The following is a 25,302-nucleotide window of genomic DNA, read 5'->3' as shown; positions in this document are numbered from 1 at the left end:
ACGCATGTGGAACCGGATTCAAACCGCTGTCGAGTTGATCTACCCGCCGCGCTGCCTGGGCTGCGGCGATCTGGTGACCTCGGATTTCGGTCTCTGCGGCCCCTGCTGGCGCGACACACCCTTTATCGGCGGCACCATCTGCGAAAGCTGCGGCACGCCGCTGCCCGGCGACACGGATGGCCACCGGATCGAGTGCGACGACTGCATGACCACCCCGCGCCCCTGGAAAGACGGGCGCGCAGCGCTGCTATACACGGGCCGCGCCCGCCGAATGATTCTGGCGCTGAAACATGGCGACCGGCCAGAACTGGCCCGCCCGGCAGCGCTGTGGATGGCTCGGGCGGGCAAGGATTTGCTGCGCGAGGGCATGCTGATCGCCCCTGTTCCGTTGCACTGGTCGCGACTGGTCAAACGGCGCTACAACCAGTCCGCCCTGCTCGCCCAGCATCTGGGGCGCGAAACCGGTCTGGCGGTGTGCCCCGATCTGCTGATCCGGGCCCAGCGCACCCCGGTTCTGGACGGCAAGACTGCGGCCGAGCGGGCCGAAACGTTATCGCAGGCCATCGCCCCGCACCCCAAGCGCCGGCACCGGATGGCGGCCCGCGATGTGCTGCTGGTGGACGACGTAATGACCTCGGGCGCAACTCTGGCGGCCTGCGCCCGTGCTTGCCTTAACGCAGGTGCAAATCATATTTTCGTGCTCACGCTGGCGCGCGTTGCCAAGGATGCTTAATTGCCCCTAAATTGCCCAAAAAACTCTAGGGAACAGATATGAAAGCTGTCGAAATATACACCTCACCGCTCTGCGGCTTTTGCCATGCTGCCAAGCGGTTGCTGACCCAAAAGGGCATCTCGTTCACGGAGATTGACGTGATGCGGAACCCGAACCGCAAGCCCGAGATGATCCAGCGCGCGAATGGCCGCCGCACCGTGCCGCAGATCTTTGTCGGCGAGACGCATGTGGGCGGCTGCGACGATCTCTATGACCTCGAACGCTCGGGCAAGCTCGATCCGCTGCTGGCCGCCTGATGAAGACCGCGCTGCTGCAAATCACCTCATCAGACGACCCTGTCGCCAATCTGAACATGGTCCGCGGCATTGTGGCCGAGGCGGCAGCACAGGGCGCGCGGTTCATCCTGACCCCCGAAGTGACCAATTGCGTGTCGAACAGCACCACGCAGCAGCGCGAGGTGTTGCAGCACGAAGAGGATGACATCACGCTGGCAGGTCTACGTGAACAGGCCGCCGGGCTGGGCATCTGGCTACTGATCGGCTCGCTGGGGATCAAGACCCACGACGCCGATGGCCGCTTTGCCAACCGTTCGTTTCTGATCGATCCCAAGGGCGGGATCGTGGCGCGGTACGACAAGATCCACATGTTCGACGTGCAGGTGACTGAAACGGAAACCTTCCGCGAATCCGCCAATTACCGGCCCGGAACGCAGGCGGTGGTGGCAGATACCGAGTTCGGCAGGATCGGTCTGACGGTCTGCTACGACGTGCGGTTCCCACATCTGCACGCGGCCTTGGCACAAGCCGGTGCCACCATCCTAACCGTTCCGGCGGCGTTTTCGCCGGTAACCGGTGCCGCGCATTGGGAATCGCTGCTGCGGGCCCGCGCCATCGAAACCGGGTGCTGGGTGCTGGCCCCGGGCCAGACCGGCACGCACCCCACAACGCGCGGCAAGGTGCGGCATACCCACGGGCACTCTCTGGTCGTGGCGCCGTGGGGAGAGGTGCTGATCGACGCAGGCACCGAACCCGGCATTCACATTTTTGATCTGGATGATAAGTCTGTTACTGAGGCGCGGCGCAAGGTGCCCTCACTGACTCATGTCCGTCCCTTCGACGGCCCCTGATCCAGATTTGGAACATGCAAGACGATACCAACGCCCTGGCGGTCGCGCTGTTCAGCGAGATCCTGACCGCCGACCAATTGCTGCGGAACCGGCTGAGCCGGGTGCTGCCCAAGGGCATGGAAATCTCGCATTTCTCGGTGTTGAATCATCTGGCCTTTGTGGGGGATGAACGCAGCCCGGCGCAATTGGCCAGCACGTTCCACGTCACGAGGGGGGCGATGACCAACACCTTGGCCAAGCTGGAATGGGCTGGATACATCCACATCCGTCCCGACTGGGACGATGCGCGGCGCAAGATGGTGGCGATCAGCCCCGCCGGACGGCAAGCACGGGATCAGGCAATTTCCTCGATTGCACCGTTGATCAATCAGGTGGTCAAGGAGCTGGGGCTGGACCGCGTCCGCACGACGTTGCCGGTGCTGCGCGATCTGCGGATCAGGCTGGAAGATGAATAAAGCGCCCCGGTTCTGACCGGGACCAAGCCGCTTGCAAGCGGCTTAAGCGGTTTGCAAACCGCTTCAAGGCGTTTCCAAACGCCTTGGCACCGGTTGAAAACCTCGCGAATCCTATTCCGGCTTCACGCTTGCGGTGACGTAGTTCACGCTTAGGTCGCGGTCCGAAATCGACCAGCTCCACGAGATCGGGTTGAACACGAACCCCTTACGGTCAACGGGCTCAAGCCCCGCCTGCCGCAGCAGATCGAACAGTTCATCGGGCGTAATGAATTTCGACCATTCATGCGTACCGCGCGGCAGCCAGCGCATCACCACCTCGGCACCCACAATTGCCATCGCGTAGGATTTCGGGTTGCGGTTGATGGTCGAGCACACCTGAAGGCCACCGGGCCGCAAAAGCTGCTGTGTGGCGGTCAGATAGCTCAGCGGATCGGCCACATGCTCGACCACCTCCATATTGAGCACCACATCGAACTGCTCTCCGGCCTCGGCCAGTGCCTCGGCGGTGGTGTGGCGATAGTCGATCTTGAGCCCCGACTGTTCGGCATGAATGCGCGCGACCGGAAGATTGCCCTCGGCAGCGTCGGCACCAACCACATCGGCGCCCAACCGTGTCATCGGCTCGCTCAGCAGACCGCCGCCGCAGCCGATGTCCAGCAGCCGCAGTCCGGCAAAGGGACTGTCCTCCTTCAGATCGCGGTCGAACTCACCAGCGATCTGGCGGGTTATGTAGTCCAGACGGCAGGGGTTGAGCATGTGCAGCGGCTTGAATTTTCCGTGAGGATCCCACCATTCGGCGGCCATCGCTTCGAATTTTGCGATCTCGGACGGGTCCACCGTGTTTGGATGCGCTTGCATTCCTGTCTCCGTATGCTCTTTTACGCCTAAGGACTATATAGGCCCATAATGGACAAGTACCCGGACCAAAAGCGCGCAGTGCAATATCTCTATCCGCCGGTCGATCCCTTCGATCAGCGGATGCTCGACGTGGGCCAGGGGCACCGCATCTATGTGGAACAATGCGGCAATCCCAACGGGATACCCGTCGTGGTGCTGCATGGCGGTCCGGGTGGCGGCTGCAGCCCGGCAATGCGGCGGTACTTCGATCCGCTGGTCTACCGGGTGATTCTCTTCGATCAGCGCGGCTGTGGCCGGTCGCGGCCGCATGCCTCCGTCGAGTACAACACCACCTGGCATCTGGTCGCCGATATCGAGCGTATTCGCAAGGCGCTGGATATCGAGCAATGGATCGCGTTCGGCGGCAGTTGGGGCGCGACGCTGGCGCTGGTCTATGCCCAGACCCACCCCGATCGCGTCAGCCGTCTGGTGCTGCGCGGCGTGTTCCTGATGACGCAGGCCGAGCTTGATTGGTTTTATGGCGGCGGAGCCGGGAAGTTCTGGCCTGAGCCGTGGTCGAAATTCGTCTCGCTCCTGCCCGAGGCCGAGCGGGGTGACGCCATCACCGCTTATCACAAGCGGCTGTTCTCGGGCGATGTGGCCAGCGAAACCCTTTATGGCCGTGCCTGGTCGGCGTGGGAGAACGCGCTGGCGTCGATCCACAACAGCGGCTCGACCGGAGAGACCCCGGGCGATTATGCCCGCGCCTTTGCCCGGCTTGAGAATCACTATTTCCTCAATGGCGGCTTCCTCGAGTATGACGGGCAGATTCTGGATCAGGTGGACCGGATCGCGCATATCCCCGGCCATGTGGTACAGGGCCGCTATGACATGATCTGCCCGCCAAGCTCGGCCTGGGCGCTGTGCGAACGCTGGCCGAATGCCGAGCTGAAAATGGTGCGTCATGCGGGCCACGCCCTGTCCGAACCGGGCATCAGCGCCGAGCTCGTGCGCATCATGGACCGGATCGCGGAGACGGTGATATGAGCCGTCTCGACCGCCGTGCGCTCTTTACATCCGGTGCTGCCGCCGCGCTGCTGGCGGCGACCGGCATGTCACTTGAAGCGTCACCCAAGCCAGGCGGCGTGCTGCGTCTGGCCGTGCCCCGCGATGACAGTCTGGAACAGGTGGCCCGCGGCGCGGTGTTCCATACGCTGACCGAGATTGCCCCCGACGGCACCCTGCGCGGCGAGTTGGCGAGCGACTGGCAAACCAATGCCGAGGCTCGTGTGTGGACCTTCGATCTGCGGCAGGACGTAACCTTTCATGACGGCACACCGTTGAGGATCAACGAAGTCAGCGCCGTGCTTTCTGAGCTAGGCCGGACCGAAGCTTTGACCGAAAACCGCCTGCTGCTGGAACTGGCGCAGGCCAATCCCGGCCTGCCGTTCCTGCTGGCCGACAACCGGTTCGTGATCACCCGCGACGGCGAGGGCGTGACCCCGCTGCGCGCCGCGAACGGCACTGGATGCTACCGGGTCGAGCGGGCGCAGGACGACCGGCACTTTCTTGGCCGCAAGGTCGCTGGACACTACAAGAACGGTCAGGCGGGTTGGGTCGATGCAATCGAGATCATCGTGATTCCGGATGCCGCCGTGCGGGCCGAGGCGTTGCGCGACGGCTTTGTCGATGTGGCCGCTCTGCCCCTGCCCGACGGGCTGCGCGCGCGGGACGGCTATCGCTATCATCCCTCGCAGACCGATATGGCATTGGCCGTGGCCGCACCGGTGGGCATGCCCCGCCAGATCGGGACACGCGGCGCGCTGGACGACGGGCGCTTTGCCGAGCGCTGGTGGATGACCTGAGCGCTCAGCCGCTGGCGGGATATCAGCCCTCCTGCCCCAGATAGGCGATCAGGTTGGCGATATCGTCCTCTTTCTTCAGCCCGCGAAAGGCCATGCGGTTCTTGGGCACAACACCCTTGGGATCGGCCAGAAACCGCGCCAACGCATCGGCGCTCCAGGTCAGATCGGCCTGCTGAAACGCGCCGGAATACTTGAACCCTTCGACCGAGGCCGAGGCCGCACCGACAACTCCATGCAGGCTGGGACCGGCCCCGTTCTTGCCCTCTTCCAGACTGTGGCAGGCGCTGCATTTGCGGAACACCTTCTTACCCTTGACCGGATCACCCACAGCAGCCACCTGAGTGACCTCTTCTGGTGCCGGAGCGGCCTGTGCCGTCTCGCCATCCGTCTCAAACACCAGCCGCGCGGTGACCGGCACGGTGCGGGTAATGCCCGAGAGTTTGGCGAGCGTCTGCAGAATGTCGACGCCCTCGGTCAGCCCCGCCTCTTCGACCCCCAGAAACAGCATGTCACTGGTGCTGACCATCACCTTGCGCTCGGATAGGCGGGCCACGAACATCTCGGTCTCGACCCCGATCTCACGGCCCAGCAAGCTTAGCGTGCCCTCGACATCGGTCAGCGTGGTATCGCCCACCTGCAACGCCTCAAGCGTGGCAATGTCCACTTTTGCGGTCAGTTCCGCAAGCTCGGCCCCCTTGAACACATGCTCGATCATTCGCTCGTTGCGAATGTCGATGAAGGTCTCCACCGACGGCAACGCGATCGCCACCCGAACCGTGCCGGCCGAATCCACCGTGCCGGTCAGCGATTCAAAGCTATGCACCTCGCCCACGGTGTCCTTCTTGATCGAGCCAAAGGCCAGTTTCGAACTGCCGGCATCCAGCGACCAGTCGGCCGCCACGGCCATCTGACCGGCTGAAATCAGCGCGGCTGCGCAGGTTCCACGAAACAGTGAGTTGAGCATCGGGTGTCCTTCCTACTATCAATGTTCAGGTCGCGCGGCGCTACACCCGCGCTGAAAAGGGAACACACGAGGAGACCGGGTTATTCGCTGGTTCACCAAAACGTCAGCCGAGGATGAGATCCGCGAGGGCATAGGCACCCTCTACCCCCGGCTGTGGCGGTTTTGCCTGATGCAGACCGGGCGGCGCGACCGCGCCGACGATCTGGCACAGATGACCTGCCTGCGCGCTTTGGAGAAACACGCGGGCTATCAGCCCGGCACTCATCTGGACCGCTGGCTGATCCGCATGGCGCACCGGCTTTGGCTGAACGAGCTGCGAGCCACCTCGGTGCGAACCGGCGGCGGGCTGGTGGCGCTCGAGGATACCGAGCTGCCCGACCCGCGCGTGAACACGGAAACGAATATTTTCGCCCGTCAGGTGTTTTCAAGGATAGGAGAGCTGCCCGAAAGCCAGCGGGTCACGGTCTTGCTCGTCTATGTCGAGGGGTTCGCCTACAAGGAGGCGGCAGAGATTCTGAACATCCCCATCGGCACGGTGATGAGCAGACTGGCCGCCGCACGCAAGCGGATCGCAGGAGAGCTGGCCCAAACGGAGACGGGAACATGAACCGGGCACAGGCGACATTCTCGGACGAAGAGTTGACGGCCTACCTGGATGGTGAGGCCGACGCCCCCCTGCGCGACCGCATCGACCAGGCGCTGGCGGACGATCCGGCGCTGGCCGAGCAGTTGCAGGGGCTCGAGTTGCCGCTGGACGCCATGCGCGACGCGCTGTCCGCGGACATGCTGGGCGCGCCCGCCATGCCCGCCGGGCTGCTGCCCGCCCCGCAACCCCGCCGCGCGCCGCTGGCTCTGGTCGCAAGTGTGGCGCTGGCCTTTGGCCTCGGCGCGCTGTCCACTTATCTGCTGCAACCCAAGGCGCAGCCTCCGGGCTGGAAAGCGGTCGTGGCCTCTTACCAGTCGCTTTATGTTACGGATACGGTCGCAGATGCCGCACAACCGCCCGAGATGACGGCGCAGGTGCTGGCCGGGTTCGGCGCGGACCACGGGGTTGATCTGACCCCGGCGCAATCGGTGCAGGGACTGGAGTTCAAGCGGGCGCAGATTCTGGGGTTCCGGGGCAAGCCGCTGCTGCAGATGGCCTATCTGGGCGAGAACGGCGTGCCGGTCGCCTTCTGCATCACCCGCAGCAAGGGCGAGGATCGCGGCCCCCAGAACGAAACGCTGGCTGGGCTGGCCGCAACCTCATGGGTCAGCAACGGGGTCGGCTATCTGGTCATCGGCGGGCAGGATCAGGATGTTACCGAGACGCTGGCCAAAGAGTTGATTCAGCAGCTCGGGTAAACCTCGACATTTGGACGGCCCAATAGAGCCGCCGGGCAGTGCAGAACTCATCGGGATCGCAACCGAATCAAGACCCCTTGCAGACTCATTCCCCAGCGCGTATATGCCTTTTCAACAGCGGCGCGTCGGGTCCTTGGGTCCGGGGCACCACCGGATAAGTTCAACGGGCCGCGCGCCCGTTTTTTTGTGCCCAAAGCTGGGTATAGGACAATATGACGAACGACCTGATAGCAAAGGCCGCCATCGACCGGCGGCTGGCCGAGATCATCACCCCCGTGATCGAAGACATGGGGTATGAGTTGGTGCGCATCCGCCTGATGAGCGGCAAGCAGACCACGCTGCAGATCATGGCCGACAAGCCCGAGGGCGGGATCGAAGTTGATGATTGTGCCGAGATTTCGAACGCCGTCAGCGCCACGCTGGATGTCGAGGACCCGATCCTCGACGCCTATACGCTCGAAGTGTCCAGCCCCGGCATCGACCGGCCCCTGACCCGGCTCAAGGACTTCGACATGTTCGAAGGCTACGAGGCCAAGCTGGAAACCGACGAACTGATCGACGGCCGCCGCCGCTTCAAGGGGGAACTGGCCGGGGTCGAGGGGGATGAGGTTCTGATCAACATCCCCGAAGGCACGATCGGGCTGAAGTTCGATTGGCTGAGCGACGCAAAGCTGGTCCTGACCGATGACCTGATCAAGGAAATGCTACGCCAGCGCAAAGCCGCCGGTGATCTGAACGAAGACCAATTCGACGAGATTGAGACTGAAGGGTCCGAAGAGGAGACGAAGTAATGGCAATCACCTCTGCAAACCAGCTGGAGCTGTTGCAAACCGCCGAGGCCGTGGCCCGCGAAAAGATGATCGACCCCGCGCTGGTGGTCGAGGCGATGGAAGAATCCCTCGCCCGCGCCGCCAAGAGCCGTTACGGCGCCGAGATGGATATCCGCGTGTCCATCGACCGCAAGACCGGCAAAGCGACCTTTACCCGCGTTCGCACCGTCGTCGAGGATGAAGAGCTGGAAAACTATCAGGCCGAGTTCACCGTCGAACAGGCCAAGCAGTACATGGAAAACCCCTCGGTCGGTGACGTCTTCGTAGAGGAAGTGCCGCCGGTCGAGATGGGCCGCATCGCCGCCCAGTCGGCCAAGCAGGTGATCCTACAAAAGGTCCGCGAAGCCGAGCGCGATCGTCAGTTCGAAGAATTCAAGGACCGTGCCGGCACCATCATCAACGGTGTCGTCAAGCGCGAGGAATATGGCAACGTCATCGTCGATGTGGGTGCGGGCGAAGCCATCCTGCGCCGCAACGAAAAGATTGGCCGCGAAAGCTATCGCCCCAACGACCGCGTGCGCTGCTACATCAAGGATGTGCGCCGCGAAGTGCGCGGGCCGCAGATCTTCCTCAGCCGTACCGCGCCGGAATTCATGGCCGAACTGTTCAAGATGGAAGTGCCGGAAATCTATGACGGCATCATCGAAGTCAAGGCCGTCGCCCGTGACCCTGGCTCGCGCGCCAAGATCGCCGTGATCTCGTATGACGGTTCGATCGACCCGGTCGGTGCCTGCGTCGGTATGCGCGGCAGCCGCGTGCAGGCCGTCGTGAACGAGTTGCAGGGCGAAAAGATCGACATCATTCCGTGGAACGAAGATCAGCCGACTTTCCTGGTGAATGCCCTGCAGCCCGCCGAGGTCTCCAAGGTGGTTCTGGATGAAGAGGCAGGCAAGATCGAAGTGGTTGTTCCCGAGGAACAGCTGAGCCTCGCCATCGGCCGTCGCGGTCAGAACGTGCGTCTGGCCAGCCAGCTGACCGGTCTGGACATCGACATCATGACCGAGGAAGAGGAATCGGCCCGCCGCCAGAAGGAATTCGAAGCACGCACCAAGCTGTTCATGGACAGCCTGGACCTGGACGAGTTCTTTGCCCAGCTGCTGGTGTCCGAAGGCTTCACCAACCTCGAAGAGGTGGCCTATGTCGAGCTTGACGAACTGCTGGTGATCGACGGCGTCGACGAAGGCACCGCCAACGAATTGCAGGCCCGTGCCCGCGACCATCTTGAGGCCCAGGCCAAGGCCGCGCTGGATGCCGCCCGCGCCCTGGGCGCCGAGGACAGCCTTATTGAATTCGAGGGCCTGACACCCCAGATGGTAGAGGCACTGGCAAAGGACGACGTCAAGACGCTCGAAGACTTTGCCACCTGCGCCGACTGGGAACTGGCCGGGGGCTGGACCACGGTGGACGGTCAGCGCGTCAAGGATGACGGCATTCTCGAACCGTTCGACGTGTCGCTGGAAGAGGCACAGAACCTGGTGATGACCGCACGGGTCATTCTGGGCTGGGTCGATCCTGCCGATCTGGAAGCCGCCGCCGAAGAGGCCGAAGGCGAGATCTCGGACGAGGAGGCCGGGGCCTGATCTCAGGCCCCGCGAGGTGTACATGGGTCGCGGCGGCGTCCATAAGGATCGTTCGGAAGGGCCCGAGCGGAAATGCATCGCCACGGGCGAGGTTCAGCCTAAATATGGCTTGATCCGCTTTGTGGCGGGCCCCGATGGCCGGGTGTGGCCGGACGTTGCGGGCAAGCTGCCGGGCCGGGGGGTCTATGTGGCCGCGGATCGCGCCGCGCTGGACAAGGCGGTCGGCAAAAAGCTGTTCGCACGCGGCTTCAAGGCTCAGGTCACGGCGCCGGAGGGGCTTGTGGACGAGGTCGAGCGGCAATTGTCGCGCCGGGTGGTCGAACTGATCAGCCTGGCGCGCAAGTCGGGCGATGCGGTCGCAGGCTATGAAAAGGTCAAGACCTGGCTCGACAAGGAAGAGGCACAAGTTCTGCTGCAGGCGGTGGACGGATCGGGCCGTGGAAAGTCGAAACTGAGCACGCCGCACTTTGGCAAATATATCGGCTGGCTCACGGCGGATGAATTGGGCATGGCGTTTGGACGCCAAACAGTGATACATGCGGCGCTTGCCTCTGGTGGACTCGCCAAACGTGTTGTAGAGGAAGCGCAGCGCTTGCGCGGTGTGCGCAAATCGGATGACGGCGGCAGCGGCCGCGCGGAAGGGTAAGAAGCTTTATGAGCGATAGTGACGGCAAAAAGACATTGGGTCTGCGTGGGGGCGCTCGTCCCGGAAACGTGAAACAGAGTTTCAGCCACGGACGGACCAAGAATGTCGTGGTGGAAACCAAGCGCAAACGCGTGGTGGTTCCCAAGCCGGGAGCGGCCAAACCGGGCAGCGGCAGTCCTGCGCCCGGCGGTGATCCCTCGCGTCGTCCTGCCGGCATCTCGGATGCCGAGATGGCCCGCCGCCTGAAGGCGTTGCAGGCTGCCAAGGCGCGCGAGGCCGAAGAGGCCGCCAAGCGCGAGGCCGAGGAAAAGGCCCGCGAAGAGGAACGCACCCGCCGCCGCGCCGAGGCCGAGGCCAAGGAACGCGAACAGCGCGAAGCCGAAGAGCGTGCCAAGGCCAAGGCCGAAGCCGAGGAAGCCTCGCGTCGCGAAGCGGAAGAGGCGGCAAAACGCGCCGCTGCGGCCCCGGCTCCGGCCGAACCCAAGCCTGCCGCGCGCAGCCCGGCCAGCAAACCGGCGCCCGCTGCAACTCCGCGCAAGCAGGATCGTGAGCGAGAACAGCGCGGCCGTGGCAAGGGTCGTGAGGACAACCGCCGGTCCGGCAAGCTGACACTGGGTCAGGCCACCGGTGGCGAAGGCAACCGCCAGCGCTCGATGGCAGCAATGAAGCGCAAGCAGGAACGCGCTCGCCAGAAGGCGATGGGCGGTACGGTCGAGCGCGAAAAGGTGATCCGCGACGTTCAGCTGCCCGAGGCAATCATGGTCTCGGAACTGGCCAACCGCATGGCCGAACGCGTGGCCGATGTGGTCAAATCGCTGATGCAGATGGGCATGATGGTCACGCAGAACCAGACCATTGATGCCGACACCGCCGAACTGATCATTCAGGAATTCGGCCACAAGGTCACCCGTGTCTCCGATTCGGACGTCGAGGATGTCATCAAGGAAGTCGAAGACGACGAAAAGGACCTGCAGCCGCGCCCGCCGGTCATCACCATCATGGGCCATGTCGACCACGGCAAAACTTCGCTGCTGGACGCGATCCGGGATGCGCGTGTTGTCGCTGGCGAGGCAGGTGGCATCACCCAGCATATCGGCGCCTATCAGGTTCAGACCGACGATGGCGTTACGCTGAGCTTCCTCGACACCCCGGGCCACGCGGCCTTTACCTCGATGCGCTCGCGCGGTGCTCAAGTGACGGATATCGTGGTGCTTGTGGTGGCCGCCGACGATGCGGTGATGCCGCAGACCGTCGAGGCCATCAACCACGCCAAGGCGGCCCAGGTGCCGATGATCGTGGCGATCAACAAGATCGACAAGCCGGATGCCAATCCGGACAAGGTGCGCACGGATCTGCTGCAGCACGAAGTGATCGTCGAGAAGATGTCCGGCGAAGTGCAGGATGTCGAAGTGTCGGCCATCACCGGTCAAGGCCTGGACAACCTACTGGAAGCCATTGCATTGCAAGCCGAAATCCTGGAACTGAAGGCCAACCCCGACCGCGCCGCCCAAGGCGCCGTGATCGAGGCGCAGCTGGATGTGGGCCGTGGCCCCGTGGCCACCGTTCTGGTCCAGAACGGGACCTTGCGCCAGGGCGATATCTTTGTCGTGGGTGAGCAGTACGGCAAGGTCCGTGCGCTGATCAACGACAAGGGCGAGCGCGTCGACGAAGCCGGGCCGTCGGTTCCGGTCGAGGTGCTGGGCCTCAATGGCACACCCGAGGCCGGTGACGTTCTGAACGTGACCGAAACTGAGGCGCAGGCGCGCGAAATCGCCGCCTATCGCGAACAGGCCGCCAAGGACAAGCGCGCGGCAGCCGGTGCCGCAACCACGCTGGAACAGCTGATGCAGAAGGCCAAGGAAGACGAGAATGTCTCCGAGTTGCCGATTCTGGTCAAAGCGGATGTGCAGGGCTCGGCCGAGGCCATCGTTCAGGCGATGGAAAAGATCGGCAACGAAGAGGTGCGCGTGCGCGTGCTGCACTCGGGCGTTGGCGCCATTACCGAGACCGATATCGGCCTGGCCGAAGCGTCCGGCGCACCGGTCATGGGCTTCAACGTCCGGGCCAATGCCTCGGCGCGGAACACTGCCAACCAGAAAGGCGTGGAAATCCGCTACTACTCGGTGATCTACGATCTGGTGGATGACGTGAAAGCCGCCGCATCCGGCCTGCTGAGCGCCGAAATCCGCGAGAACTTCATCGGCTATTCCGAGATCCGCGAAGTCTTCAAAGTCACCGGCGTCGGCAAGGTTGCCGGCTGTCTGGTTACCGAGGGTGTCGCCCGCCGCTCGGCCGGTGTGCGCCTGCTGCGCGACAACGTGGTGATCCACGAAGGCACGCTGAAGACGCTCAAGCGTTTCAAGGACGAAGTGACCGAGGTTCAGTCGGGTCAGGAATGCGGTATGGCGTTCGAGAACTACGACGATATCCGCCAAGGCGACGTGATCGAGATCTTCGAGCGCGAGGAAGTGACCCGGACGCTCGACTGACTGTCAGCGAACCGGACATAAAAATGAAGAAGGGGATGGCCACGCCATCCCCTTTGTTTTTCCAATGACAAGTTGTCCCGGACGATCAGGCTGCGGCTTGTACCGGACGCCCCATGTAAATCTTGTCGCCGACGCGAACCGCGATACGGCCATCCGATAGTTTCCGGACAAATGTGCCCTGAACCGAGATGCAACTGCCCAAAGTGATTGTACGAAGCACGTCAAATCCTCCCCGACCAGAATAAGACATGCATCCATCATACATTGAATGATTAACAAAACATAACTCAAACGCGCGCAAATAGAGAAAAACTGGACGCTTCTATGTCAGATGAGTCCCAAAGAGCACTCTGTCGTCGGATTGCCGCGCTTTCCTTTACGGCCGGATCAGAGCCAATCGCGCAGGATCGGGATCAGCGGGATATCCGCTGGCGGCATCGGATAGTCGCGCAAATCTGCGGCACGCGCCCATTTCAGCGCCTGCCCCTCACGCGATTGCGGGATGCCCTCCCACTTGCGGCAGGCGAAGAGAGGCATCAACAGGTGGAAATCGTCATAGCTGTGGCTGGCAAAGGTCAGCGGCGCAAGGCACGAGGCCCAGGTGTTGATGCCCAGCTCTTCCTCCAGCTCGCGGATCAGCGCCACTTCGGGAGTTTCGCCCACCTCAACCTTGCCGCCCGGAAACTCCCACAGCCCGGCCATGGACTTGCCCTCCGGGCGCTGCGCCAGCAGCACCCGGCCATCGACGTCGATCAGGGCAACGGCAGAGACAAGGATGGTCTTCACGAGCGATAGTCCGCGTTGATCTCGATATATCCGTGGGTCAGGTCGCAGGTCCAAACCGTGGATTGGCCATCCCCCAGCCCCAGATCCACCGCAATCACCAGCTCCTGCTGCTTCATGTAGGCGGCGGCCTTGTCCTCGCGGTAGTCCGGGCTGACCCAACCTTTTTCGGCCACCCGAATGTCACCGAAAGAAATGCTTAGCAGGTCGCGATCCGCCGCAGCCCCGGATTTTCCAATCGCCATGACAACACGGCCCCAGTTCGGGTCTTCGCCCGCGATGGCGGTTTTCACCAGAGGTGAGTTCGCGATGGCCAGCCCGTGCACCTTGGCATCCGCATCCGAGGCGGCACCGGTCACCCGGATTTCGACAAACTTCGTCGCGCCTTCGCCGTCGCGCACCACTTGTTTGGCCAGATCCAGCATCACCGCCTCCAGAGCCTCGGCGAAGGCCGCATTGCCGGTGGCATCCACGCCCGAGGCGCCGGTGGCGCACAAGAGCAGGCTGTCCGAGGTCGAGGTATCGCTGTCCACCGTGATGCAATTGAAAGTCCGGTCGGTCGTCGCGCCCAGCATCTGCTGCAACGCGCCCTGCTCGACCTTCGCATCGGTGAAAATATAGACCAGCATCGTCGCCATATCCGGCGCGATCATGCCCGAACCCTTGGCAATCCCCGAAACAGAGACTGTTTTGCCGTCGATCTCGACCTTCGCGCTGGCGCCTTTTGGGAAAGTGTCTGTGGTCATGATGGCCTGCGCCGCCGCCTCGATCGCGTCCGGCGCCAGCGCGCCGTTCAGCGCCTCAAGCTGCGCCACGATGCGCTCATGCGGCAGCGGCTCGCCGATCACGCCGGTGGACGATGTAAAGACGCGGGCGACCGGTACACCGGTTACGTCCGACACCGCCTGCGTCACCTCGGCCACCGAGGTTTGACCGTAATGGCCGGTAAACGCATTGGCATTGCCCGAATTCACCAGGATCGCCGCTGGTCCGTCACAGGCACCGCCGATCTTGTCCTGACAATCCAGCACCGGTGTCGCGCGCGTGGCCGAGCGGGTAAAGACACCGGCCACCGATGTGCCCGGGTCCATTACCGCCAGCATCACGTCCGTACGACCCTGATAGCGCACGCCCGCTGCAACCGTGGCAAAGCGCACCCCGCCGATCACCGGCAAGTCGGGAAAACCGGCAGGCGCCAGCGGCGAAACCTTGGTGATCGTCGCCATAGGGCCTTACTCCTGAACCAGCTCGATCTGCCGCAGCGCATCGGGGCCACCGTCCAGCGCGGGACGCTCAATCTCGGCCGCCTTGGTCAGTTCAGCCACGCGGGCCTCGATGGCGTCCTGCTGGATTTTCGAGGTCAGCTCCCCCCGCACCTCTTCCAGCTCCGGCGCCTCGGCCTTGCGCTGATCGTTCAGGATGATCACATGCCAGCCGAACTGGGTTTGAACCGGGTCGGAAACCTGGCCCTTTTCCAGCCCAACGACCGCCTGTTCGAACTCGGGGACCATGGCGCCGGTGCCGAACCAGCCCAACTCACCGCCATTGGGACCAGACGGGCCGGTGGATTTCTCCTTGGCGGTCTCGGCAAAATCGGCCCCGCCATCCAGCGCCTCTTTGATCGCCTTTGCCTCATCCTCGGTTTCGACCAGAATATGCGACGCGTTGTATTCGTCACCGCCGAACCCATCGGCGTATTTCTCGTCATAAGCCGCCTGTACCGCCTCATCGGTGGTGGCGGCCTGCAGAATGCCCTCGATGGTTTCCGCCGCCAGCAACGAGCGTTCCTCGTTCTCGAGCGCCAGCGTGATCTGCCTGGGCACCTCGCCCTGCTGCACCTGTTTCAGCAGGCTCTGCTGCACCAGCTGGTCGAGGATCGCGTCATAAAGCACCTGGTCCGGCAGCCCTTGATATTGCTGCGGCAACGAGGCCAGCGCGATGATCATGTGGCCCAAAGTGATCTCTTCACCATTGACGCGGGCCACAACAGTATCGGCATTGGTTTCAGTTTCGGCAGCCACCGGCAAGGCCATCGCGACGACAAGCGCCAGTGATGGCAGAAAAGTGAGGCCTTTGGGCATTGAATCATCCTATTCTCAGGCCGCGGCAGGGCGCGGCGTTGACACTCTTTGGCCCGCCGCTTACATCGCTTGAAGCCTTGGACAGGACCGCCTTTCACCCCCCGTATCTATGGGTTGCGCGCAGGGCGGGCAAGCCTGTCGCAACCACGATAAGAACAGATCCGCTGGAGTGAACATGCTGGGACTCGGAACGCTCGCCAAAAAGGTGTTCGGAACGCCGAACGACCGCAAGATCAAGGCGACCCGCCCGCTGATCGATCAGATCAACGCGCTGGAAGAAGAGTTCGAGAAACTCTCGGATGACGGCCTCAAGGAAAAGACCGCCGAACTGCGCCAGCGCGCGCACAACGGCGAAAGCTTGGACGACCTGCTGCCCGAAGCCTTTGCCAACGTCCGTGAAGGGGCCAAACGCGCCCTTGGTCTGCGGGCCTTCGACGTTCAGTTGATGGGCGGGATTTTCCTGCATCAGGGCAATATCTCGGAAATGAAGACGGGTGAGGGCAAGACACTGGTCGCCACCCTCCCCGCCTATTTGAACGCGCTGACCGGCAAGGGCGTGCATGTGGTGACGGTGAACGAATACCTCGCCAAGCGCGACTCGGAATGGATGGGCAAGGTGTTTGAGACGGTGGGCATGACCACCGGCGTGATCTGGTCCGGCCAGCCCGAAGATCAGAAAATGGCCGCCTATCAAAGCGACATCACCTATGCCACCAACAACGAGCTGGGGTTCGACTATCTGCGCGACAACATGAAGTCCGATCTGACGCAGGTGCATCAGAAACACCACAATTTCGCAATCGTGGACGAGGTGGATTCGATCCTGATCGACGAGGCGCGGACACCCCTGATCATCTCGGGCCCCGCACAGGACCGGTCTGAGCTGTATGTCACCATCGACAAGCTGATCCCGCTGCTGCAGGACGATCACTTCACGCTGGACGAAAAGACCCGCAACGTAACCTTCACCGACGAAGGCAACGAGTTTCTGGAAGAGCAGCTTATCGCCCGCGAGCTGCTGCCCGAGGGCCAGTCGCTGTACGATCCGGAAAGCACCACCATCGTGCACCATGTCAACCAGGGCCTGCGCGCGCACAAGATGTTCCAGCGCGACAAGGACTATATCGTGCGTGACGGCGAGGTGGTGCTGATCGACGAATTCACCGGCCGGATGATGCCGGGCCGCCGCCTGTCGGACGGTCTGCATCAGGCCATCGAAGCCAAGGAAGGCGCTCAGATTCAGCCGGAAAACGTGACGTTGGCTTCGGTGACCTTCCAAAACTATTTCCGTCTCTACGACAAGCTCAGCGGCATGACCGGCACCGCGCTGACCGAGGCCGAGGAATTCGGCGAGATCTATGGTCTGGGCGTCGTCGAGGTGCCCACCAACCGTCCCATCACGCGCGAAGACAAGGACGATCAGGTCTATCGCACGGTTGGCGAGAAACACATCGCCATGATCGGCCAGATCAAGAAGGCCAATGAAAAGGGCCAGCCGGTTCTTGTCGGGACCACCTCGATCGAGAAATCGGAAATCCTCAGCCAGCTTCTCGACAAGGAGGGCGTCAAGCACAACGTGCTGAACGCCCGCCAGCACGAGAAAGAGGCGCAGATCGTCGCCGATGCCGGCCGCTTTGGCGCGGTGACCATCGCCACCAACATGGCCGGGCGGGGCACCGACATTCAGCTGGGCGGCAATGTCGAGATGAAGGTGCTGGAGGCCATCGCCGCCAACCCCGAGGCCGACCCCGCCGAGCTGCGCGCTGCGGAAGAGGCACGCCATGCCGAGGAAAAACAGAAAGTGCTCGACGCGGGTGGCCTGTTCGTCATGGCCTCGGAACGGCACGAAAGCCGCCGTATCGACAACCAGTTGCGCGGACGCTCGGGCCGTCAGGGTGACCCGGGCCGCACGGTGTTCTATCTCAGCCTCGAAGACGACCTGATGCGCATCTTCGGCTCGGAACGCCTGGACAAGGTTCTCAAGACTTTGGGCATGAAAGAGGGCGAGGCGATCATTCACCCCTGGGTGAACAAATCGCTAGAACGCGCACAGGCCAAGGTCGAGGGGCGCAATTTCGACATCCGCAAGAACATCCTCAAGTTCGACGACGTGATGAACGATCAGCGCAAGGTGATCTTCAGCCAGCGGCGCGAGATCATGTCGGCTGACGACCTGTCCGAGATCGTCTCGGACATGCGCGAGCAGGTGATCGACGACCTGATCGACCAGTACATGCCGCCGAAAACCTATGCGGACCAGTGGGATACCGATGGCCTGCACGAGGCGGTGATCGAACAGCTTGGCGTGGACGCTCCGGTCAGGGACTGGGCCGATGAAGAAGGCGTCGATGACGACGAGATTCGCGAGCGTCTGATCAAGGCCGCCGATGACATGATGGCGAAAAAGGCCGTCGATTTCGGTCCCGAGAACATGCGCAACATCGAAAAGCAGGTGCTGCTGCAGACCATCGACAGCAAATGGCGCGAACATCTGCTGACGCTGGAACACCTGCGCTCGGTCGTGGGGTTCCGTGGGTATGCCCAGCGCGATCCGCTCAACGAATACAAGAACGAAAGCTTTCAGCTGTTCGAAGGAATGCTGGACGGGCTGCGCGAAACCGTGACCAAGCAACTGTCGCGCGTGCGGCCTCTGACCGAGGAAGAGCAAAAGGAAATGCTGGCCCAGATGGCCGCCCAGCAAGCGCAAATGCAGAAAGCCGCCGACCGTGCCGAGGCCATCGCCGAGGCCGAAGCCTCGGGCGATGCACGCCCGGGATTCGTCGAGGATGACCCCACTACGTGGGGCAATCCCGGGCGCAATGATCCATGTCCCTGCGGCTCGGGCAAGAAGTTCAAGCACTGTCACGGACGGTTGGCCTAGGCCATCCGCCCCGAACTTGACAAAATGACTCCCAAGGGCGGCCACATATTGGCCGTCTTTTTTAACGAACTTCACCTGTGCTCCTTGAGAAGGAGGGGGGTGTCATGAGTCTTGCACGTAGAATATTGATGGTTGGCGGTACCGTAAGCTGTGCTCTGGGAACGGGGTATCTGATGCAGTACGGCCTGAGCGACACGCCATCGCTTGACCAGACCACCGCGTCCGGCCAGCAGGCCGACGATGAGGTCATGCGCGAGCTTGAGGGAATCGTCCTCACCTCGGCGACACCGCAAGAGGCCGAGCAGACGCTTAAGGCCGATCTGCTGGCACAACCAGAACCCGAACCGGTCACCCCGGAACCCGCCCGCGCCGAGGACTGCGCGATCAAGGCAACGGCGGAACCCGTGCCGATGGCCAGCGTCGCCCTGTCTGTTGCCGCACCCTGCAACGTGAATGAACGCCTGACCGTGCATCACAGCGGGCTGATGTTCACCGACGTCACCGACGCGTTCGGCAGGCTGGACATTACCGTCCCGGCCCTTTCGGAAACCGCCGTATTTATTTTGGCCTTCGAGAACAACAAAGGCACCGTCGCCAGGACCGAAGTTACAGACCTGAACGCCTACGACCGGGTTGCTCTTCAATGGAAAGGCCCGGCGGGCTTTCAGATGCACGCGCTCGAATTCGGCGCCGCTTATGGTCAGGAAGGGCATGTTTGGGCCGGCACCGAAGCCCACGGTTTGGGCCAGGTGGCCCGGCTCGGCACCCCGGTGGCTCCCACCTCGCAGCTTGTCGAAATCTACACCTTCCCATCCGGGCAGGCGGCCCAATCCGGCACCATCGCCCTGACGATCGAGGCCGAGGTGACCACCGACAATTGCGGCCGCGACATCAACGCCCAATCTTTCGATCTGCGCGACGGCGGGAGGCTGCGGTCGCGCGATCTTGTGCTGTCAATGCCGGATTGCGGGGCCACAGGTGATTTTCTGGTGTTGAATAATCTGGTCGAAGACCTGAAAATCGCCGCCAAGTAATCCGCAGGCAACCGCAGGTTTCATATGACTTGGCTTCGTGCGGCGGCTCTCGCCGCACTTTCCGTTCTTGCCCCCGCCACAGGGGTCCATGCGCAGGACATCACCCTGTCGTCGCGCGATGGCAAGGTCGAAATCTCGGGCACGCTCCTGGGGTTCGACGGCGAGTTCTATCGTGTCGACACCAAATTCGGAGAGCTGACCGTGGACGGCTCGGGCGTGACCTGCGACGGCCCGGCCTGCCCAAGCCTGACCGATTTCGTGGCCGAGATCACTCTGTCGGGCTCCTCCACCATGGCCGAAGTACTGCTGCCCGCGCTGGTCGAGGGGTTCGCCCTGCGCAACGGGCTGCAAACCCACCGCGAAACGCTGGACGAGGCCCATTTCGTCTACTCCCTGCATCAGACCCACCGTGACGCACCACTGGCCCGGTTCACGTTTCACGTCACCAACACCGACGAAGGCTTTGCCGACCTGCTGGCCAACGAGGCCGATATCGTGATGGCCCTGCGCGAGATTCGCCCCGGCGAACGTGAGCGCGCGCAAGAGGCGGGCATGGGCGATCTGACCGAGGCCAATCGCGCCCGGGTGCTGGCGCTCGACGCGATGGTGCCGGTGGTTGCCCCCGACAATCCGGTACAGCGAATCTCGACTGCCGATCTTGCCCGCGTCTTTGCCGGAGACATTGCCAATTGGTCTGCCCTCGGCGGCCCAGACGCCCCGATTGCACTGCACCTGCCCACCGCAGGTTCGGGGCTGGCTCAGGCGGTCGAGGACCGGTTGCTTGGCCGGGCAAAGGTGCCGCTGGCCGAAGCGATTTCCCGCCATACCCGCAGCAGCCAGTTGGCCCGTGCCGTCGCAGCCGATCCCTTTGCCATCGGCATCGTCAGCTTTGCCGAAACCGGCACCGCGCGGGCACTGACCTTGACTGGGCCCTGCGGTTTCTCCCTCGCCGCCACCCGCTGGACCATCAAGACCGAGGATTATCCGCTCACCTCGCCGATGTTCCTGTACCTGCCCGCACGCCGCCTGCCCAAGATCGCGCGCGAGTTTCTCGCCTACACCAATAGTTCTGCCGCCCAGATCGTGATCCGCCGCGCCGGGTTCGTGGATCAGTCGGCCGAGCTGATACGGATGGGCGCGCAAGGCGACCGGCTGGCCAACGCGATCACAGCGGCCGGAGAGGAAACCCCGGTGGAAGAACTGCAACGCATGATTGCCACACTCAGCCCGATGGCCCGCCTGACCACATCGTTCCGCTTCGAAACCGGCTCCTCCCGCCCCGACGCCCAATCGCGTTCAAACATCCTGGGCCTGGCGCAGGCGCTGGAAACCGGTGCCTATGACGCCCGCAAGCTGGTCTTTGTCGGCTTCAGCGATGGCGAAGGCCCCGCACAAGGCAACACCCGGATCGCCCGTAAACGCGCCGAAGCTGTTCGCGACGCAGTCCTGAACGCCGTCGAAACAGCCCGCCCCGAAAGCGTCGAGATCGGCGTCGAAGCCTTTGGCGAGGCCCTGCCCATGGCCTGCGACGACAGCGACTGGGGCCGCCAGGTCAACCGCCGCGTCGAAGTCTGGATGCGATAAAGCACCTTGCGAAATACCTGAATCACTTAACGCTGCCTGAAATCATAGATTTCAACGCGTTACGTGATGCTTGGTGTTTCAAGTTTTTCGTGAAGTGCTGAAGCACACGCCCAACCCTTCTTCTGTTCAAAAATATCCCGGGGGAGTCCCGGCTTGCCGGGACGGGGGCAGAGCCCCCTCTTTGTACATGCCCATCAGAGATACCCCTCCGACCGGAAACTCAACTCGGTGGACTTCCCGATGATCAGATGATCGTGCAGGGTCAAACCCAGCGCAACGCAGGCATCCCGAATCCGGTTGGTCATATCGATATCCGACTGCGACGGCGTCGGATCGCCCGAGGGGTGATTGTGCACCAGAATCAGGGCCGAGGCATTCAGCTCCAGCGCCCGTTTCGCCACCTCGCGCGGGTAGACCGGCACATGATCGACCGTTCCCTTGGCCTGCTCCTCATCTGCAATCAGTACGTTCTTGCGGTCCAGATAAAACACTCGGAACTGCTCGATCTCGCGATGCGCCATGGTCGTATGACAGTAATCCAGCAGCGCGTCCCAACTGGAAATCACCTGCCGCTGCATCACACGTGCCCGTGCCATCCGGTGCGCGCAGGCCTCAAGGATCTTCAGATCGGTGATGACGCTCTCGCCCACACCCTTGATGTCCTGCAACCGCTCTACCGGAGCGGTCAAAACCCGGCTGAAGTCGCCGAACGCCTCCAGCAACCGTCGCGCCAACGGTTTCACATCCTGACGCGGGATCGAGCGGAACAGGACCAGTTCCAACAGCTCATAATCCGGCATTGCCGCCGCACCGCCAGACATGAACCGCTCGCGCAAGCGTTTGCGGTGATCCTTGATGTAGGACGGCAACCGTCCCGACGGCAGCGGCGTCACCGGTGCTTCGTCGGTGTCGAACAGCATCGGGGCTTCGGCAAAGGCATCCTGGCTCATACCGCAAAGCCTCGCCCCGAATCGGTTTCCGTTTGGTTAACGCCCCTCGCCCGCCATCCGGGTCGTGGCCCTGCGCACGGCGATATGCAGCAGGACCGAGAACACCCCCAGCGTCAGCATAGCGGCAAACATCAGATCGGTCTTGGCCCGCCCATTGGCCAGCAGCATCAGATAGCCCAGCCCTTTGGAGGCCCCGACCCACTCGCCAATCACCGCGCCAATGGGCGCATAGACCGCCGCCAGCCGCAGGCCCGAGGCCAGCGAGGGTAGCGCCGCGGGCACCCGGATATGCCACAGCACCGCGCGCGGACTGGCCTGCATCGTACGGGCCAGATCCAGATAGCCGGGCGGCGTCCGCATCAGCCCGTCAAAGAACGAAGAGGTCACAGGGAAGTAGATGATCAGCACTGCCATCGCGACCTTGGACCACAGCCCATAGCCCAGCCACAGTGTCAGGATCGGCGCCAGCGCAAAGACGGGCAGGGCCTGCGTGAACACCAGCATCGGCTGCACCAGCACCCGCGCCATGCGCGACGTCGCCAGTTGGATCGCCGTCGCGATCCCCAGCGCCGCACCGCAGCCAAGCCCGATCAGCACTTCGATCGCAGTAATTAGAGTATGTTCTGCGATCACCGCACGATTCTGCCACCAGGTCTCGGCCACCAACAGCGGCCCGGGCAGGATAAAGCGCGGCAGGCCGGTCAGGCTGACGATCACCTGCCAGACACCGATGGCAAACAGGGCCGCAGCAAAGGCGGGGACATACCTCATGCCGCCTCCTCGCGCAGCAGGCGCAACAAAGCCCCCTGCGCGGCCAGCGTTTCCAGATCGTCCACCTTGCGCGGCGTTTCCGCAGCCGGTGGGTCACAAGGGGTCAGCCCGGTCTGCGACATCACCACGATGGAATGCCCCAGCCGCGCGGCCTCGCCCGGGTCATGCGTGACCAGCAGTACCGTGCGTCCGTGCAGCAGCTCCACCGCCAGATCCTGCATATCCGCCCGCGTGCGCGCGTCGAGTGCCGAGAATGGCTCGTCCAGCAGGATGACCGGCTTGTCCCCCATCAGCGTTCGTGCCAGCGCCCCGCGCTGCCTTTGACCGCCGGACAGTTCCGCCGGTTTCTTGGCCGCATGATCGGTCAGCCGCACCCGCCCCAGCAGCCGCTCCAGCCGCGCCATATCCGGTTTCTCGCGGCGCAGCCGGGCGCCCAGAATGATGTTCTGCGTCACCGTCGCCCAGGGCAACAGCAGATCGTCCTGCGCCATGTAACCCACGCGCGGCACCACCTTGCCGCGATCCGACGCGTGGATGGCGCCGTCAAAATCCGCCCCCGTCCGCAACCCGGCAATCAGCCGCAACACTGTGGATTTCCCAACGCCCGAGCCGCCAAGAAGGCAGGTCCACTGCCCCGCCGCCAAAGACAGCGAGAGCGGCGCGAATAGCTGCGCGCCGTCAATAGTAGCCTGCCCCTCGACCGTTATCCCGGGCGCTGGCGTCACGGAGTCAGGCCCATCTGCCAGAACCCGACTTCGAGCCGTGTCGCCATCTCAAAGGTCTTGCAGAGGCGCGACCAGACCGGCAATTGGTCGTAACCCTCGTCCAACCGCCGGATCAGCGCACCGTCCAGCAGCGCCCCGACATCGCGGCAGGTCTGCTGGTATTCGGCCCCCGCGTAAGTGTCGATCCAGTCGCGGTAGGTATCCGAAGTGGCCTCATCCGCCAAACGCGCCCCGATCTCGCCATAGCCCATGACGCAAGGCGCAAGTGCGGCCAGCAAGCTCATGAAGTCGCCAGAATAGCCGACCTCCAGCACAAAGCGGGTGTAGGCCAGATTCTCGGGCCGTTCAGGCGTAGCGAATAGGTCTGCCTCGGAAATCCCTGCCTCGGCACAGACAACGATATGCAGCTTCATCTCTTCGCTGATCAGCCCGTTCACGGTTGCCGAGGCGGCCAGCATTTCCTCATGCGTCTCACCCTTGACCACCGCCAGCGCCCAGGCACGCGAGAAGTGGACGAGGAACACATAGTCCTGACGCAGGTAATGCAGGAACGCCTCGCGCGGCAGGCTCCCGTCCTTCAGCCCTTCGACAAAGGCGTGGCGGGTGTAGTCCCGCCACGTCTCGCCCGCGCCCTCGCGCATCAGGCCAAAGGCGCGGCCATAATCCGGCGCTCCGCTCATTTCGCGGTCACGTCGATGGTGATGGCATCGACCGGGTTCACGCTGTCGATCATGCCGCTGTCCTTCAGGAACTGTTCGAACCGCGCATACCGGCCGGCGTCGAAACCCGCCGGACGCAGAGCAAAGCGGGGCAGCGTGTCGACCCAGGCCCGCGCATTCAGCTCGTCCTGCAACTCGGTCGAGGTGGCCGAGAACACCTCCCAGCTTGCTTCGGGGTTGTTCACGATGAACTGGGTGGCCTTTTCGGTCGCGGCGAGGAAACGCTCCACCTTGTCGGCATCCATGGTCTCGGGATTGGCGACATAGATCAGTTCGTCATAGGGCGGGACGCCCTCTTCCTCGATATAGAAACAGGTGCCGGGCACACCCTCGATATCCATCTGGTTCAGCTCGAAATTCCGGTAGGCGCCGATCACCGCATCCACCTGACCGGACATCAGCGAAGGCGACAGCGAGAAGTTCACGTTGATCATCTCGATCTCATCCAGCTTGACGCCGTGATGACCCAAAACAGTCCCTAACACGGCCTCTTCCACGCCCGCGACCGAGAAACCGATCTTCTTGCCTTTGAGATCCGCCGGCGACTTGATCGGCCCGTCCTTGAGCACCAACAGGCAGTTGAGCGGGGTGGCGACCAGCGTGCCCACACGTTTCAGCGGCAGGCCCTCGTGGATCTGCAGGTGCAGCTGCGGCTGATAGGACACGGCCAGATCGGCCTGACCAGCAGCGACCAGACGCGGCGGGGCCGAGGGGTCGGCAGGCGGCACGATTTCAACCTCAAGCCCCTGTTCGGCGAAGTATCCGTTTTCCTGCGCCACGATGATCGGGCCGTGGTCGGGGTTGATGAACCAGTCCAGCAAGACGGTCATCTTGTCGGCGGCCATCGCCGGAGTGGTGGCCAGCATGGCCAGAGCGGTAAGGAGTTTCTTCATGGTCTTGCGTTT

Annotated in this window: 25 protein-coding genes; 15 read left to right on the top strand and 10 right to left on the bottom strand. The window is 63.0% G+C overall.

Features of this window, described 5'->3' with window-relative positions; all coding sequences use genetic code 11:
- Window positions 1–4: 4 nt before the first annotated feature.
- From AB3N21_RS07295 to AB3N21_RS07280, 4 genes are read left to right on the top strand one after another with little or no spacing between them, the layout of a single operon-like run.
- Window positions 5–733 carry a double zinc ribbon domain-containing protein gene (locus tag AB3N21_RS07295; protein WP_367934607.1) on the top strand — a complete coding sequence of 243 codons (729 nt, stop codon included), beginning with the start codon at window positions 5–7 and terminating at the stop codon, window positions 731–733.
- 38 nt (window positions 734–771) lie between these two features.
- Window positions 772–1,029: a glutaredoxin 3 gene (gene grxC, locus AB3N21_RS07290; RefSeq protein ID WP_367934606.1), complete on the top strand. Its 258-nt coding sequence runs from the start codon at window positions 772–774 to the stop codon at window positions 1,027–1,029.
- On the top strand, window positions 1,029–1,859 hold the full coding sequence (locus tag AB3N21_RS07285; RefSeq protein ID WP_367934605.1) for a carbon-nitrogen hydrolase family protein: 831 nt from the start codon (window positions 1,029–1,031) through the stop codon (window positions 1,857–1,859). The genes grxC and AB3N21_RS07285 overlap by 1 nt, the downstream gene beginning before the upstream one ends.
- Window positions 1,860–1,873: 14 nt before the next feature.
- A complete protein-coding gene (locus tag AB3N21_RS07280; RefSeq protein WP_367934604.1) occupies window positions 1,874–2,314 on the top strand; it encodes a MarR family winged helix-turn-helix transcriptional regulator in 441 nt (146 codons plus the stop codon).
- 111 nt (window positions 2,315–2,425) lie between these two features.
- Here the strand turns inward: AB3N21_RS07280 and ubiG are convergent, their stop codons facing one another.
- The gene (gene ubiG, locus AB3N21_RS07275) at window positions 2,426–3,172 is read right to left on the bottom strand and encodes a bifunctional 2-polyprenyl-6-hydroxyphenol methylase/3-demethylubiquinol 3-O-methyltransferase UbiG (RefSeq protein ID WP_367934603.1); all 747 of its coding nucleotides are present in this window, start codon (window positions 3,170–3,172) and stop codon (window positions 2,426–2,428) included.
- A gap of 48 nt (window positions 3,173–3,220) precedes the next feature.
- Here ubiG and pip point away from each other — a divergent pair, with 48 nt between their 5' ends.
- Window positions 3,221–4,198, top strand: a complete 978-nt coding sequence (pip, locus tag AB3N21_RS07270) for a prolyl aminopeptidase (protein WP_367934602.1) — start codon at window positions 3,221–3,223, stop codon at window positions 4,196–4,198.
- Complete coding sequence (locus AB3N21_RS07265) at window positions 4,195–5,016, top strand: ABC transporter substrate-binding protein (RefSeq protein ID WP_367934601.1); 822 nt, start codon at window positions 4,195–4,197, stop codon at window positions 5,014–5,016. The genes pip and AB3N21_RS07265 overlap by 4 nt, the downstream gene beginning before the upstream one ends.
- Before the next feature lie 22 nt (window positions 5,017–5,038).
- On the opposite strand, the gene AB3N21_RS07260 is transcribed toward AB3N21_RS07265, so the two are convergent.
- Entirely contained in the window at window positions 5,039–5,980 is a 942-nt protein-coding gene (locus AB3N21_RS07260; protein WP_367934600.1) for a c-type cytochrome, read from the bottom strand.
- An 82-nt stretch (window positions 5,981–6,062) separates the two neighbouring features.
- On the opposite strand from AB3N21_RS07260, the gene AB3N21_RS07255 reads away from it, so the two are divergent.
- From AB3N21_RS07255 to infB, 6 genes are all read left to right on the top strand, one after another.
- Window positions 6,063–6,587 carry an RNA polymerase sigma factor gene (locus tag AB3N21_RS07255; protein WP_367935062.1) on the top strand — a complete coding sequence of 175 codons (525 nt, stop codon included), beginning with the start codon at window positions 6,063–6,065 and terminating at the stop codon, window positions 6,585–6,587.
- On the top strand, window positions 6,584–7,324 hold the full coding sequence (locus AB3N21_RS07250; protein WP_367934599.1) for an anti-sigma factor: 741 nt from the start codon (window positions 6,584–6,586) through the stop codon (window positions 7,322–7,324). Before AB3N21_RS07255 ends, AB3N21_RS07250 begins: the two co-directional genes overlap by 4 nt.
- 212 nt (window positions 7,325–7,536) lie before the next feature.
- Entirely contained in the window at window positions 7,537–8,115 is a 579-nt protein-coding gene (gene rimP / locus AB3N21_RS07245; RefSeq protein WP_367934598.1) for a ribosome maturation factor RimP, read from the top strand.
- Window positions 8,115–9,734, top strand: coding sequence for a transcription termination factor NusA (gene nusA / locus AB3N21_RS07240; protein WP_367934597.1), 1,620 nt, complete (start codon window positions 8,115–8,117; stop codon window positions 9,732–9,734). The genes rimP and nusA overlap by 1 nt, the downstream gene beginning before the upstream one ends.
- A gap of 22 nt (window positions 9,735–9,756) precedes the next feature.
- Window positions 9,757–10,380 carry an RNA-binding protein gene (locus AB3N21_RS07235; RefSeq protein WP_367934596.1) on the top strand — a complete coding sequence of 208 codons (624 nt, stop codon included), beginning with the start codon at window positions 9,757–9,759 and terminating at the stop codon, window positions 10,378–10,380.
- A gap of 8 nt (window positions 10,381–10,388) precedes the next feature.
- A complete protein-coding gene (infB, locus tag AB3N21_RS07230) occupies window positions 10,389–12,869 on the top strand; it encodes a translation initiation factor IF-2 (protein WP_367934595.1) in 2,481 nt (826 codons plus the stop codon).
- Window positions 12,870–13,256: 387 nt separating this feature from the next.
- Here infB and mutT read toward each other — a convergent pair whose 3' ends face one another.
- Genes mutT through AB3N21_RS07215 form a run of 3 tightly spaced genes read right to left on the bottom strand, consistent with a single transcriptional unit; the run spans window position 13,257 to window position 15,733 of the window.
- Complete coding sequence (mutT, locus tag AB3N21_RS07225; RefSeq protein ID WP_171175305.1) at window positions 13,257–13,655, bottom strand: 8-oxo-dGTP diphosphatase MutT; 399 nt, start codon at window positions 13,653–13,655, stop codon at window positions 13,257–13,259.
- Window positions 13,652–14,878, bottom strand: coding sequence for a bifunctional glutamate N-acetyltransferase/amino-acid acetyltransferase ArgJ (gene argJ, locus AB3N21_RS07220; RefSeq protein WP_367934594.1), 1,227 nt, complete (start codon window positions 14,876–14,878; stop codon window positions 13,652–13,654). The genes mutT and argJ overlap by 4 nt, the downstream gene beginning before the upstream one ends.
- Before the next feature lie 6 nt (window positions 14,879–14,884).
- Window positions 14,885–15,733, bottom strand: coding sequence for a peptidylprolyl isomerase (locus AB3N21_RS07215; RefSeq protein WP_367934593.1), 849 nt, complete (start codon window positions 15,731–15,733; stop codon window positions 14,885–14,887).
- 175 nt (window positions 15,734–15,908) lie between these two features.
- On the opposite strand from AB3N21_RS07215, the gene secA reads away from it, so the two are divergent.
- From secA to AB3N21_RS07200, 3 genes are all read left to right on the top strand, one after another.
- Complete coding sequence (gene secA, locus AB3N21_RS07210; protein ID WP_367934592.1) at window positions 15,909–18,614, top strand: preprotein translocase subunit SecA; 2,706 nt, start codon at window positions 15,909–15,911, stop codon at window positions 18,612–18,614.
- Window positions 18,615–18,718: 104 nt separating this feature from the next.
- Window positions 18,719–19,648, top strand: coding sequence for a hypothetical protein (locus AB3N21_RS07205; protein WP_367934591.1), 930 nt, complete (start codon window positions 18,719–18,721; stop codon window positions 19,646–19,648).
- A 24-nt stretch (window positions 19,649–19,672) separates the two neighbouring features.
- Window positions 19,673–21,232 carry a substrate-binding domain-containing protein gene (locus AB3N21_RS07200; protein WP_367934590.1) on the top strand — a complete coding sequence of 520 codons (1,560 nt, stop codon included), beginning with the start codon at window positions 19,673–19,675 and terminating at the stop codon, window positions 21,230–21,232.
- Window positions 21,233–21,426: 194 nt separating this feature from the next.
- On the opposite strand, the gene radC is transcribed toward AB3N21_RS07200, so the two are convergent.
- From radC to AB3N21_RS07175, 5 genes are read right to left on the bottom strand one after another with little or no spacing between them, the layout of a single operon-like run.
- Complete coding sequence (gene radC / locus AB3N21_RS07195) at window positions 21,427–22,182, bottom strand: DNA repair protein RadC (RefSeq protein WP_367934589.1); 756 nt, start codon at window positions 22,180–22,182, stop codon at window positions 21,427–21,429.
- Between the two features lie 36 nt (window positions 22,183–22,218).
- Window positions 22,219–22,953: an ABC transporter permease gene (locus AB3N21_RS07190; RefSeq protein ID WP_367934588.1), complete on the bottom strand. Its 735-nt coding sequence runs from the start codon at window positions 22,951–22,953 to the stop codon at window positions 22,219–22,221.
- Window positions 22,950–23,678 (bottom strand): ABC transporter ATP-binding protein, encoded by a 729-nt coding sequence (locus tag AB3N21_RS07185; RefSeq protein ID WP_367934587.1) that lies wholly within the window; start codon window positions 23,676–23,678, stop codon window positions 22,950–22,952. The genes AB3N21_RS07190 and AB3N21_RS07185 overlap by 4 nt, the downstream gene beginning before the upstream one ends.
- Window positions 23,675–24,358, bottom strand: a complete 684-nt coding sequence (tenA, locus tag AB3N21_RS07180; RefSeq protein WP_367934586.1) for a thiaminase II — start codon at window positions 24,356–24,358, stop codon at window positions 23,675–23,677. The genes AB3N21_RS07185 and tenA overlap by 4 nt, the downstream gene beginning before the upstream one ends.
- Window positions 24,355–25,290, bottom strand: a complete 936-nt coding sequence (locus AB3N21_RS07175) for an ABC transporter substrate-binding protein (RefSeq protein ID WP_367934585.1) — start codon at window positions 25,288–25,290, stop codon at window positions 24,355–24,357. Before AB3N21_RS07175 ends, tenA begins: the two co-directional genes overlap by 4 nt.
- Between the last annotated feature and the right edge of the window lie 12 nt (window positions 25,291–25,302).

This window comes from Ruegeria sp. (assembly GCF_040830605.1).
Classification (GTDB): domain Bacteria; phylum Pseudomonadota; class Alphaproteobacteria; order Rhodobacterales; family Rhodobacteraceae; genus Ruegeria.
The sequence above is the reverse complement of the archived record's forward strand: the minus strand, read 5'-3'. Positions and strand labels throughout refer to the sequence as shown.